General features: G+C 40.4%; 10 protein-coding genes. 9 read left to right on the forward strand and 1 reads right to left on the reverse strand.

Going from position 1 to position 12,728, the window contains the following annotated elements; translation table 11 throughout:
* Nucleotides 1-7: 7 nt before the first annotated feature.
* Nucleotides 8-877 (reverse strand): LysR family transcriptional regulator, encoded by an 870-nt coding sequence (locus FLL45_RS11245; protein WP_142942099.1) that lies wholly within the window; start codon nt 875-877, stop codon nt 8-10.
* Nucleotides 878-1,122: 245 nt separating this feature from the next.
* On the opposite strand from FLL45_RS11245, the gene FLL45_RS11250 reads away from it, so the two are divergent.
* From FLL45_RS11250 to FLL45_RS11290, 9 genes are all read left to right on the forward strand, one after another.
* Entirely contained in the window at nt 1,123-2,160 is a 1,038-nt protein-coding gene (locus tag FLL45_RS11250) for an NADP-dependent oxidoreductase (RefSeq protein WP_210247164.1), read from the forward strand.
* Nucleotides 2,157-2,840 (forward strand): hypothetical protein, encoded by a 684-nt coding sequence (locus FLL45_RS11255; protein ID WP_142942100.1) that lies wholly within the window; start codon nt 2,157-2,159, stop codon nt 2,838-2,840. Before FLL45_RS11250 ends, FLL45_RS11255 begins: the two co-directional genes overlap by 4 nt.
* Before the next feature lie 89 nt (nt 2,841-2,929).
* Nucleotides 2,930-3,205 (forward strand): CBU_0592 family membrane protein, encoded by a 276-nt coding sequence (locus tag FLL45_RS23215; protein ID WP_142942101.1) that lies wholly within the window; start codon nt 2,930-2,932, stop codon nt 3,203-3,205.
* A 382-nt stretch (nt 3,206-3,587) separates the two neighbouring features.
* A complete protein-coding gene (locus tag FLL45_RS11265; RefSeq protein WP_142942102.1) occupies nt 3,588-6,341 on the forward strand; it encodes a TonB-dependent receptor plug domain-containing protein in 2,754 nt (917 codons plus the stop codon).
* Nucleotides 6,342-6,455: 114 nt separating this feature from the next.
* A complete protein-coding gene (gene yfcC, locus FLL45_RS11270) occupies nt 6,456-7,937 on the forward strand; it encodes a putative basic amino acid antiporter YfcC (protein WP_142942103.1) in 1,482 nt (493 codons plus the stop codon).
* Nucleotide 7,938: 1 nt separating this feature from the next.
* Nucleotides 7,939-9,108 (forward strand): beta-aspartyl-peptidase, encoded by a 1,170-nt coding sequence (iadA, locus tag FLL45_RS11275; RefSeq protein WP_142942104.1) that lies wholly within the window; start codon nt 7,939-7,941, stop codon nt 9,106-9,108.
* A 38-nt stretch (nt 9,109-9,146) separates the two neighbouring features.
* Nucleotides 9,147-10,811, forward strand: a complete 1,665-nt coding sequence (locus tag FLL45_RS11280) for a cyanophycinase (protein WP_142942105.1) — start codon at nt 9,147-9,149, stop codon at nt 10,809-10,811.
* Nucleotides 10,812-10,915: 104 nt separating this feature from the next.
* On the forward strand, nt 10,916-12,304 hold the full coding sequence (locus FLL45_RS11285) for a B-box zinc finger protein (RefSeq protein WP_142942106.1): 1,389 nt from the start codon (nt 10,916-10,918) through the stop codon (nt 12,302-12,304).
* The gene (locus FLL45_RS11290; protein ID WP_142942107.1) at nt 12,301-12,705 is read left to right on the forward strand and encodes a hypothetical protein; all 405 of its coding nucleotides are present in this window, start codon (nt 12,301-12,303) and stop codon (nt 12,703-12,705) included. Before FLL45_RS11285 ends, FLL45_RS11290 begins: the two co-directional genes overlap by 4 nt.
* Nucleotides 12,706-12,728 lie beyond the last annotated feature (23 nt).

A 12,728-nucleotide genomic window follows, 5' to 3' on the forward strand; every position in this document is an offset into this window, starting at 1 on the left:
TCGGGCATTATTCGATTAATGTTAAAAGTTCTTTCTGCCAACTCACCAGCAATAGATTTTCGACGCAATGATATGGACAGTCGCTTACTTCAATATTGATTAGATCCCATTCTCGTAGCCAGTAGTCTGGTAAATAAGCGAGTACTAACCCCGCTCTGACCAACTTAGTTAAAATGCTGTAGTCATTAACGACGATTTGTAATTTACGCGGATAAACTTGATTTTGCCATCCATCACAACCGATTCCCCTGGGTTCACCGCAATAGGGAGAAACGCTGGGAGTGGCAAAAGCATGTGGCAGAAGCTCTTTGAGGGAAACGGTCACCTTGTTGGTATTCCGATCTTTTATCAGCGAATGTGTGCGAGAAGCGGCAACTTGCATAGTGACCGTACCAAGCGCTATGCGATGAAGGTCGTCCGGAATTTTTGATGCTATCGCAGTTGTAACTAGCCCAAGTTCTGCGTTGCCATTAACGACTTTATCGAGAGCCTCTTGTTCGAACATTGAATCAAATGCTAGTCTCGCATTAGGATAGGTCGCCATTATCCCTTTGCTGATAACAGTCGCCCATTTAAATTGAAGTATGGAAGGTCCAACAATTCGATATTGGCCGGTCGTTGCCAGGCCCGCAAACTCCGCTTTAGTTTGCTTGGCATGTGCGACCATCTGCGCAGCCTTAATTCGCAACAATTCACCGGCAGGGTTAATTTGAATGTTTTTCCCCACTCTGTCAAAAAGTGGGCTATTTAATGAGTTTTCTAATCTTTTTAATGATTTAGATAATGCACTAGGGCTTGAATCGAGTTTGTCTGCAGCCACTTGTAAATTCTCTACTTCAGCTATCACTAAAAATTTTTCCAAGTCTTGAATATTCATAATCGCGGTTTAATTTGAGGAAACCTTAAATAAAAAGAGTTTTGATATCCTGATTTGATATCTAGGACTGATATCGTGATTTCAGAGTCAATGATTTAAGAGTCAATGATATAAGAGTTAATGATACAAGCGCCATCTTTAATCGATTCCAAATTGGAAATAAATATTAACTTATCGGGTTTGATATGGAAAGTTAAAAAAACGAGTATAAGTACTTTCTCATTAAAAGTTGGCGGAATGTTCAAGTGGGTCAATCATTAATTAATCATAAATGGGTTTACGTAGCCCGCCCTGAATCTGAAGTGGGCTACGAACATTACGAGATGCAGAGAGAGGAAATGACTGATGACCTATCTGCCAATCAAGTTTTAATTGCTAATCAGTATCTGAGTGTTGACCCTTACATGCGGATTCAGCAAGCAGCAAGTCACACCTGGGAAGAACCACATCCACTGAACTCGCTTCAACAGTCTGGCGTTATTGGAAAAATCCTCGCTAGCGCGAGTAGCAAATTTAAACCTGGCGATTGGGTTAATGCTTATACCGGCTGGGAAAAATTTTCAAAAGTCAGTGCCAATGAATTAGTTAAACTCGATCCAACCGATATTCCGGTAACAACTTCACTTGGCATTTTAGGAATGCCGGGGAGAACTGCTTGGTTTGGTCTGATCGAAGCCGGTAAACCAAAGCCGGGAGAGACCCTTGTGGTTTCAGGTGCGTCTGGAGCGGTCGGTTCTTTGGTGGTTCAGTTTGCTAAAAAAATCGGTTGTAAAGTGATAGCATTTGCGGGCTCTGATGAGAAATGCCGATGGTTAGAAAAATCACTGGGTGCAGACCTGGCGATTAATTATAAACATTTTAATTGTTATCGAGAACTTCAATCATTTTTAGAAGAGAAAAGGATTGATGTTGATGTCTATTTTGATAACGTAGGTGGAATGATTTCCGATGCCGTCATACCGTTGATTAGTTTACATGCAAGGGTTGTGATCTGCGGTCAAATGAGCCAGTACAATGGTATGTTAGATGAAGTTCAATTAGGCCCTCGTTTTCTCCATCATATTTTATATAAACGCGCAACTATTCAAGGAATTCTTGCACGCGATTTTAGTCATCGAATGGAAGAAATGGTTGAGATTGTTGGCCCTTGGGTAAAAGAAGGAAGCATAGTTTATCAGGAAAGCATTGTTCATGGTTTTGAAAAAATGCCCGAACACCTAGCGAGCTTATTTGATCGAGGTAGCTCAGGAAAGTTATTGGTGAGAATTGGAGATGAATATTGAAAAATAAGTTTTTGCCCTTGTTGTTTCTTATAACACTTGTTGATTTAAAGCAGCTACATGCTGAGACAAAAAGCCATGAAGATCATAGTAGTGCGGTTGGCATTCATGGTATGTCATTGCTAGAAGCAAATGGCGATTTGTTCGCGTCCCACATGCCGCTACACAACTCAATTCATGCTTACCAAGTTATTTTAAAAGTAAGCTTTCGTGCTGATGAGGAAATAAAGATCATAAAGTTAATCGAAGACAACAAGCTGATCTCACTAAGGCCTGAATTGTTCGATCTTAATCAACTAATTAATGGAGAACTGATGTCTTTTAACACGGATATATTTATTGGGCATTTCGAACGAAATGGAAAAATTGCAATTGCCGATGTCAGGCTTAAGGTTGATAGGATGGTTTTATCGAAACCTATTGATAATTTCGAAAATGGTCGTTTCTATAATATCCCGCTAGACGATAACTTGAGTTTATTGGTTCATCGGATCGGAAACCTTCCTAGCTTCGACCAAATTCTATTAGCGAATCGCCGAGAAGTAACCCAATCCGATGTAAATACGCTCATTAACCCTAAAGTAAGTCTTCCGCTTGATCAAAAGGGTTTAAACGATACTTTTATGCAGCAAGGTTTTTACAACATCATCGAACTCTATCTTGAAACTGAAGACTTTCACTGAGAAATTTAACCCCAAAAAAAATGAAAAGATCTCGATACTAAAATACTCAATAATTAATAAAATATTTATGCGTAGGAGCTAGAACGAGCATGGACTATTCGCTTTTTGACTTGATCGGTAATGTCGGTGTGGCACTGATTATATGGGGTTATTTTTTATTGCAAATCGAAAAGGTTAGCGCGCACAACTTATTATATTTGAACGCGAATTTAGTGGGAGCTGTGCTCATTATAATTTCTTTATCTAACAGTTTTAATTTGTCGGCATTTGTTATCGAAGTATTTTGGGTGGTGATTAGTTTATATGGAATATTTAAGACTCTTAGAGTAGATAAAAAAGAGTCAACTCAACAAAGCGACACGTAAATTTGGCTATTCAAATTATTGAAGGATTCTGGAATGTTCTACGGTGAATAAAAAGTCTTTTGTGAAAATTCTACGTTGACAGAGTTTTTTAAAGGTGATATAAAATTTGTGAAATCTCAAAAATATATTTGTTTTAATTGAATTATTATCGGTATAGTTTGCAGTTTATCGAAATAACACTGCGCCATTCATCACAATAGAGGAGAAGACATATGACTAAAAATGCATACTGCCTAATGTCTTATCACTATTGTGAATTCTACTTAAGCGAGTGGTTCGACGAATAGCCTCGCCTTCCTAGTTAGCTTCGAAACGACTTTCGAGGTTTTCCTTAAAAATTAAAAACTAACGATTAAAATCCGCTTTCTAGGAAGGTTTTGTTATGCGTAATCAATTATTTAAGTATTCACTGACGGCGTTCGCGTGCGCTCAAATTTTTAACTCTGCCATCGTACTGGGCCAAGAAGATAATTCAGGAGAACAATCGGCTTCTGAAAAGAAAGTTGTTATTACTGGTTCAAGAATCAAGCAAGTTGATACCGAGGGCGTTTCTCCGGTAAAAACCATCGGCCAAGACGATATCCAAGAGTCTTCCGCCAATAATTTATCTGACCTGCTTAAAGAGTTATCGATCACTCATGGTGGTGAAGGATCTTTCTCGACTCACGCAAGTGGAGCACTGCAGGCTGATGCGCCGGTTGGAGCAGCTGCTGTTTCATTACGAGGGTTGGGCGCCTCTTCGACTTTAGTATTGATAAATGGTCGCCGCGTGGCTGGTAGTTCATTTGCTTTTCAGTCACAAAATTTTATTGATATTAATTCTATTCCACTTGCTGCGGTAGAACGTGTTGAAATTTTACCCTCAGGGGCTTCTGCCATTTATGGTGCGGACGCGGTAGCAGGTGTGGTTAACTTGATTTTAAAAGACAGTGCCGTTGACAATGAACTACGAATTTCTTATGGAAATTCAGAAGCAAAAAGTGATGATACGGTTAAGAATTTGAGTTTAGTTTGGGGAATGTCGACTGATTCAACTGATATTAATATGTTTGTCGATTATTACGATGTTAATAGTTTGTATGATCGAGATAGGGACTTAACCGCCAATAGTTTTGACCCTTCACAACAGGGGATCTGGCCAAGTTTTAATGGACAGTTTTTTGATGATATCGATTATGTAGAAGCAACTTGTCCTGACAGCTTAAGGTTTGATGACCGTGCGGGTTTTCCTATCAGTTCATTTGGGGAATACTGTCAATACAATCAAAATGCTTTTTTACCCACCTATCCTGCGCTGGAATCTGCCGCGGCCGGTTTCTTCTCGACGACCAATATAAATCCAAATTTAAGGTGGTTTAATGAAGTTTATTTTACGACTACGGAAAGCAGTGCTAATTCAACCGGGGCACCATTTAGTAACGTAGAAGTCCCCTTTGATCATCCTAATATGCCGACAGAACTAGCGACAAGGTTTAACGACCTCTGGAGTGATTTAGGTGTGCCTCCTGAGGATTTCTTATTAATGTGGGGAAGGTTTGCTAATCCTCGAACTTTGCAAGTGACGAATGAAAACTTTCGTATTGTTACCGGTTTGGAAGGAAACTGGGAAAATTGGGATTGGAACAGTTCATTGAATTACTCACAAAACAAAGCCGAACAGCGGGGCATAGCAGGCATTGTCAATGTCGAAAAATTTGAATCAGCACTTTATGGTGAATTGTGTGCAGATGGGAGTATTGGTTGTACACCGGGTGTGGATGGCCTCTACTTCAATCCGTTCAATGGCGGCTTAGATAATGATCAAGAAATCTTCGATTTGATCGAAGAAAATGTTCCGCGAAATGGTGAATCAAAGCTATTGGTGGTTGATTTTAATATTACCGGTGATTTGGCAGAACTTGAGAACGGTTCGTTATCAGCTGCGTTTGGCGCTGAATTTCGAAATGAAGAGGTTATCGACTCGCCTTCTCCATTAGCGACCGCCGATCCTGTAAGCGGAGAAGTGCCTGTATATGGCTTCGGTTCGACTGGCGCTCGTGCGGAACGAGATGTTTTTGCTGTCTATTCAGAGTTTTTAATTCCATTAGCCGAAAACTTTGAGCTTCAGCTAGCGGGTCGTTACGATGACTATAGTGATTTTGGCGGTGATTTTAATCCCAAAGTCGGTTTCTTGTATCGAGCGACCGATGACTTCTTGATAAGAGGTTCATGGAATACTTCTTTCAGAGCGCCGTCACTTGCGCAAGTTGGCGCGGACACAACTTTGAGTTCTGGTGCACTTGAATGTGGTCCTGAGTTTTTAAATAACTTTTGTGGTGGATTTGGTGGGACTGATGGGTATTTATCAGAGATTTATGGTAATCCAGACTTGCAGGCCGAAGAGTCGGAGGCATTTGACATTGGCGTAGCAATTAACTTTTCACAAGATGCTTATATGACACTCGATTATTGGGCATTTGAACATGACAATATTGTTGGTATTGATAATGAAGAGTTATTCAGAGCGGCGTTAAGAGGCGATGTTGCTGTTGTCGCTGAGGGTGATTTGGCGGTTGGAGAAATTGGCATAGAAACTCGCAACGGTGCAATTGGTGACCCGATTGAAGAAATTCATCTTCAATTAGAAAACCTTGGTATTCAAGAAACGTCTGGTATCGACTTTACCTATACGCAACATTGGAATGCCAATGAAAGTCGTTGGTCTTTGCTACTAGATGGTACCTACTTGCTCGACTATGACCGACAACGTTCTAAGCAAGCTGAAGTTGAACCACTTGAAGGAACGTTTCGTTATCCAGAGCTTATCTTGAGAGCAAAACTTCGCTGGCGAAATGATGATTGGTCAACAAGTCTTACAGGTTACTACGTTTCGAGTTACGACGATGATTTAGAGAAGTACACGGATGATGAATTATCGGCATTTGGCATATCAAGAAACCGCAAAATACCTGCTTGGCTCGAGTGGAGATTATCAGTCGGTTACGAGATTAATCAAGACGCTCACTTGCGGCTAAGCATTGATAATTTGCTCGATGAAGATGCACCGCTTGCCTATGGTACTAGTGCCAACGTCGATCATTTTAATCACGATACCATGGGCCGATTTTTTCGTTTAACTTATACTCAAAACTTTTAGCTCCCATAGGGCCGAAAGGCCCTCTTTTTTACCAAAATCGACTAGTTATTAGATAGGCTATATTTTTGGCGTATACTGTTGAGTAGTCAAAATTTAATAGCAAAGAATTTCAAAATGATTAAATTTTCACAGATTAAAGTCCCTGATACGCTTGTTATTATATTAGTGCTCATGTCAGTTGCCTGGATGGTAACGGGAGTAGTTCCCGTCGGGAGCTTTGAGACTAAGTCAGTGACATACGAATTTAATGATAAGTCAATTACTAAACAAGTGCTTGATGCGGAGTCCTTTCGCTATCGAGTTGACGAAAGTGGTAACAGCGAAACAAACATGTCCACGCTTTTTAGCGGCGAAGCTAATAGTGGCTTTCTAAACGCTGTCTTCGATGGCATTACCCGAGGTGATCGAAATGGTGGTGCTGTCGGAATTATTGCGTTTTTATTGATTATTGGCGGCGCCTTTGGAGTGATCATGGCACCGACTAGTATTCATAAATCAATGTTAAGACTGTTAGTTTTAACCAAGGGACATGATCTTCTCACTATTCCTATTTTATGCTTAGTTTTTTCTTTAGGCGGGGCTGTTTTTGGTATGGGCGAAGAAGCGATTGCGTTTGCAATGTTACTCACGCCAATAATGATCGCACAGGGATACAATGCCATTATCGCGGTCCTTTGTACTTACGTTGCGACTCAAATAGGTTTCGCGACTTCGTGGATGAATCCTTTTAATGTTGCCGTCGCTCAGGGACTGGCTGAAGTCCCAATGCTATCAGGAGCAGGTTTCAGGTTTATCATGTGGCTGACTTTTACCGTTGCCTTAATGATATTTGCGACAGCCTACGCGAAAAGTATCAAGTCGACCTCTCTCAACGAGAAAAACCAACAATTACAGTACGAGAAAATAAAGCTCGAATCACAAATGAGTCTTGGTGACCGTTTAATCTTAATAAACTTATTTGCTGGCATTGCTTGGGTGATCTGGGGCGTTTCTATGCGAGGATATTATATTGCAGAAATCGCTTCTCAGTTTTTTACTATCGGTCTGACTTCTGCTTTGATTACCTTAATTTTTAAGCTCGATAATTTGAGTGTTGATAATCTCGCCGCTGCCTTTAAGAAAGGTGCAGCCGATTTGGTGCCGGTCGTTTTGATCGTTGGTTTTGCCCAAGGAATACTGATCATTTTAGGGGGAGCGGATCCTAAGCAAGCATCGGCCCTAAATACGATTCTTTACAGCACGGCTCAAGCAATTGATGGTTTACCTGAAATGCTTTCAGCTTTTTGCATGTTAGGTTTTCAAGCGGTATTTAACTTTTTTGTTACCAGTGGTTCTGGGCAAGCAGCACTAACGATGCCACTACTTGCGCCAATCGCTGACTTGGTCGATGTGACTCGGCAAACAGCAGTGCTAACTTTTCAGCTCGGCGATGGGTTAACCAATATTATCGTACCGACCTCTGCACCTTTAATGGGAAGTTTAGGCGTCGCGGGTATCAATTGGAATGATTGGGCTGGATTCATCTGGAAGTTCTTGCTATTTAATTTATTTTTAGCTTTCGCGTTTGTTGCGATGGCTGTTGTTATTGGATTTTGACATGTTAACACTAATCAAAAATGCAGAGGTAGTTGCGCCCGTCAAGCTTGGGAAACAAGATGTTTTAATCTGCGGGGAAAAAATTCTTGCGATTGAAAGTTTAATTGAAATTAATTCACCGTATGTAGCGCTTGTTGATGCTAGTGACAAAATCATGGTGCCAGGGTTTGTTGATTCTTTGGTTCATATAACCGGTGGTGGTGGCGAAGGTGGCTTTACAACAAGAACACCCGAAGTCAATTTAACCGACTTAACAACTGCGGGTATTACTACGCTAGTGGCGGCGTTAGGGACCGATTCAATTAGTCGCAGTCTAAATGAGCTGTTGGTGAAAGCGAAGGAACTCAATGCTTATGGGTTGAGTTGTTATATTTATAGCGGTTCTTATCATTTACCCTTGAAAACGATAACTGGCGATTTGCAAAGTGATATTGTTTTGATCGATGAGTGTATTGGCGTTGGTGAGGTGGCGATTGCCGATCACCGTGGTTCTCAGCCCCATTTTAGGGAGCTCGCTCGGATTGCTTCAGATGCCAGAGTAGGCGGAATGCTTAGCGGTAAAAGTGGTATTGTGAGTATTCATATGGGACCGGGAAACAGTATGTTTAGCCTAATTGATGAGGTCGTTGAGAAGACGGATATTCCCATCAGTCAATTTTACCCAACACATATCAATCGAAATAAAGTCTTATTTAACGCTGGCATCGATTTTACTAAGCGTGGCGGGTACATCGATTTAACAACAAGTAGTAATTCGATGGCGTTCGAGCTAGGTGAAATCAAATGCAGCAAGGGCCTCAAAGAATTCTTGGATAGTGGTGGCGATATACAGCAGATTACCTTTAGCTCAGATGGTCATGCTAGTCTTCCTGAGTTTGATGAAGCTGGTAATCTAATCTCTTTGGAAGTTGGTAATGAAGGCTCACTTTTTAGAGAAGTAAGAGACTGTGTTTTACATGAATCTATCCCGCTAGAGGTTGCTATTCAGGCAATCACATCGACTCCTGCAGATGTATTAAAGCTCAAAAACAAGGGACGTTTGCAAGCAAATAATGATGCTGATTTAGTTCTGCTTGAGAAACAGTCACTTCACATAGAGTCAGTGATGAGTAAAGGCCAGTGGCTGGTGCGAAATCAGACGCCACTAATCAAAGGAACTTTTGAGTCATGAGGGTTAAAATCTACAATCTATTTATCATAAGTGTATTTATGCTTTTAGGGCCAGCCATACAAGCGACAGAGAAAAAAATGTTGCTAGTCGGTGGAGGTTTAAAAATATGTTCTAGCTACTCTCCGAGAAATTGTACCGAATCAGTCAAATTTGACGACACTGCTTATAAGTCGAGTTATTTCTCAGTAAATTCCGATAAGCAAGTAATTATTGCTCAGGATGCTTTTAACCTATTTTCTGATAAAAACAAGCTTACTCGTGTCGTCGAACTGTTAGCTAAGTATCAATTACGTTTTGATACGGCGCCTGTCACTCGACGAGAACTTTTAAAACGACTGGATAATATTAAACTTACCAGTAATCAAATGATGGGGCGTAAGCTCTTAGATGATCTAGACTCGAGACAATGGAATTTTCTTATTCATTATTTACAAGTTCCAGTTGTCGATCGCAAAGGAGAAGCGTTAACTGAATATGTCGATTTTGAAAATAGCCACCCAGATTCACAGCGCATTATTAATCAGTTTATTTCGATGGTGTCATCGATTAGTGGTGATAACCGGCCGACTGTACTATTTAGCACTGCGTCAGCGAATGATGTTTTTGATGCGGCAAGTTTTTATCTGCAACTGTTCCGCCATTTTGAAGTTGACGCTGTTTGGTTACCATTAGAAGCAAGCCTTAACCGGGTGATGAATGATCCAAACAAAGAGTGCACCGATCTAGCGAGAGTAAGAGGGGAGTATTATAGTGTTTTTAACCGTGACAAGGTATACCCACAGTTAGCTCGCTATCAGCAAAGTTTTTGTGAGAATCCTCATTATTTTACGACTTTGATTGGACAAGCAAGCGGGATTTTCTTCAATGGTGGTGATCAGTTTTTGGCCCTTTCTTCGTTAGCTGATACGGAGGGCGGAGAGAAAGCTTTTTCACCTTTTTATCGACAAATGAAAACAAAGTTTGATCGTGGGCAGCTTGTTGTCGCAGGCACCAGCGCGGGCACAGCTGTTCAAAGCGGAGGATTGTTTGCTGATCGCTTACTACCAATGATTACTAACGGTGAAAGTATCGCGGGCTTTTTTGATGGTGCCTATGCAACAAATTTTCCTCCGTCCGATCAGTGTGAATTACAAAATAGCTGTGGCGAGGCCATTGGTGCGGATAGTTTGACCTACTTTGGTTCTGGTGGGTTGGAACTGCTACCAATTGGCATTTTAGATACCCATTTTTCCGAACGAAATCGAGCGTTTCGATTAATTCGCTTGCTCAATACGACTAAAGTTTCTCATGGAATTGGTATCGACGAAAACACTGGACTGGTCGTCAAGCAGAAAAACGGCAAGTTAAGTTATGAAACGATAGGTCAAAATGGCGTTTGGTTTTTTCAATTGACCGATGAATCGAATGCTACGATTGTCGCCAATCGTGTAAATGCTGCGAGTTATTTAAATGACGAGAATAATATAAATGGTTTGAAAGTTAAAATGAGCGCTAAATATGACTCGCGGAAAAAGTCTGCGATTGCAAGTCGTTTGGGAACCGATCAATTAGCTAAAGTAATAACTAAAGCAATTAACGAGAAGTCGAAGCAAGCTTCAGGCATTCTTATACATCAACAAAAAACTGCTTCGTATATTGTCAGTATCAAAGACAGTAGCAGCCACTCACTGGAGTTACAACTCAATCTTCAATCGCGCTGGTAACAGCAATTATTGTCTCAACTGTGCTATCGCTGGTTGATATTTTGGTCAATCAGCGATTTAATAAGCAGTAATTTTTCCCTGTAATAGTAGGTTGCAAGGCTAGGATGTCACAGTTCTGCAAATACCACCCTAAAAATCACGCTGCATGGTTTTGCCAAAGTTGTGAAACTTTATTTTGTAGTCTTTGTGTTCCCGAGGACAAAGATAACTACTTCCCCAAATGCACGCTTTGCCGTAGAAGCTTACAAAGCCTGAGTGTCGCGCATCGGATTCCGCCATTTTGGGCAGTGTTACCTGATATACTGACTCGGCCATTCAATGCGGGAATTCTAGCTTTCGCTGTAATGTTTTCTCTCATTTTTGCCGGCTTACCGAGTAATGTGGTCGGTTTAATTTTGGCCGTTTTCGCGACTTTACCCGTGATAGAACTTTTGTTCGAAGTGATGGAAAGAACTGCAAGTGGCGATAAACTTCAAAAAGGTATTCAAAGCTACATCAACTTTCGGGTTCACAGCCAGTCTTTGAAGCTTTTGTTCGGAACAGGCGTGTTTATGGCGGTTTTAGGGAAGCTATATCTTGCAAACCCTTCTATTGGAGCATTATCGATTTTATTCTTTGTGTTAGGTATTCCGGCGACTTTGATTATTCTTATGATGGAAAAATCAGTGTTCTCCATGTTTAATCCCATTAAGATAGGTTTTTTAATTAAACTGTTTGGTTCGGCTTACTTTTTGCTCTATGCGGTAATGCTTGCTGTTGCATTCTTAAGCGTAAAGGTTAGTGGTGTCAATTCAGCGGATTCGGTGCCGTTTTTTGGCCAATTTTTACTTTACTTTTTTATTCTCTATTTAACGATATCAGTCGCCGTGATGGCTGGATATTTAGTATATCAATATCATCATGAACTTAATTTTACTATCGATCGAACGAGCTTACATCAATTAAAAAGCGAACCAGAAGTTGGAAATATGGCGGAGGTCGATATCTTTATTCAAGAAGCAAGATATGAGGATGCCCAGAAACTACTTTTGACGAGAATAAATGATAATCCGTCAGACTATAAATCGAACGAAAAGCTTATATTATTGTATGCCATCCAAGGCAAGGACGAATGGATTAAGAAAGTTGCTGATCAATATTTTGAAACAATGGTTCAAATTAATAATACAAAGCAAGCTGTAGACTTCTTTCAAAAATTGCAGGATCGTGGCGTGGTCTATTCACCTTCGTCCTTTGAAGTCGTTGCTTCGATAAGCAGAGAGATGCAAAACAAAAACCAATTTAAAACCGCGTTAAGACTAATTGATGATTTTTTAGCTATTTCGGCAAAACCCAAAGGATGGGAAAGTTTATACTTGATAAAAGCTCAGTTGTTATTTGAGTTTGCGAATCGCTCAACAGATGCGATTGATACACTGAATCAGGTAATTAATCGTTCGATCGATCAAGAAATAATGCAACAAGCTGAAGACTATTTAAGACTGATAAAATGAATTATTCAGAAAAACAATTTAACGCGTTACTAGCACAAATTTTTGTTCGTACAGATCAAATGCTTTTGGAGTCCGACAATGTGATTCCCTACGGGCTGACGTTAAATCAAGATAACCAGGTAGAAATTTTAGTTGCGGCAAATGTTAGTGAAAAACTTTCGGACTGTCTGGCTTACATACAAGATGAACTTAGAGAAAAATTGCAGTCAGAAGATTTTGTCGCGACTGCGGTTGTATTCGCGGACTACGATAATATGGAAATTATCGCGATGCTAGAAAACAACCAAAATTACTGTTTGAAAGTTTTAATACCCGTTATCAATGAACAACATTTGAGAATCGACGTCAATCAAATAAAAACAGAAGCAGGGGCTGTCTACATATTTCCTTTTGTAAGTTAGCGAGATGAAGCGAGCTGATTTGC

Origin of the sequence: Aliikangiella marina, from assembly GCF_007004765.1 — a bacterium.
GTDB lineage: Bacteria > Pseudomonadota > Gammaproteobacteria > Enterobacterales > Kangiellaceae > Aliikangiella > Aliikangiella marina.

Bases quoted from the DNA above. Each gene is read 5' to 3' on its own strand.
- FLL45_RS11245 (WP_142942099.1), bottom strand. From the start codon at position 877: ATGAATATTCAAGACTTGGAAAAATTTTTAGTGATAGCTGAAGTAGAG.
- FLL45_RS23215 (WP_142942101.1), top strand. From the start codon at position 2,930: ATGGACTATTCGCTTTTTGACTTGATCGGTAATGTCGGTGTGGCACTG.
- FLL45_RS11265 (WP_142942102.1), top strand. From the start codon at position 3,588: ATGCGTAATCAATTATTTAAGTATTCACTGACGGCGTTCGCGTGCGCT.
- yfcC (WP_142942103.1), top strand. From the start codon at position 6,456: ATGATTAAATTTTCACAGATTAAAGTCCCTGATACGCTTGTTATTATA.
- iadA (WP_142942104.1), top strand. From the start codon at position 7,939: ATGTTAACACTAATCAAAAATGCAGAGGTAGTTGCGCCCGTCAAGCTT.
- FLL45_RS11280 (WP_142942105.1), top strand. From the start codon at position 9,147: ATGCTTTTAGGGCCAGCCATACAAGCGACAGAGAAAAAAATGTTGCTA.
- FLL45_RS11285 (WP_142942106.1), top strand. From the start codon at position 10,916: ATGTCACAGTTCTGCAAATACCACCCTAAAAATCACGCTGCATGGTTT.
- FLL45_RS11290 (WP_142942107.1), top strand. From the start codon at position 12,301: ATGAATTATTCAGAAAAACAATTTAACGCGTTACTAGCACAAATTTTT.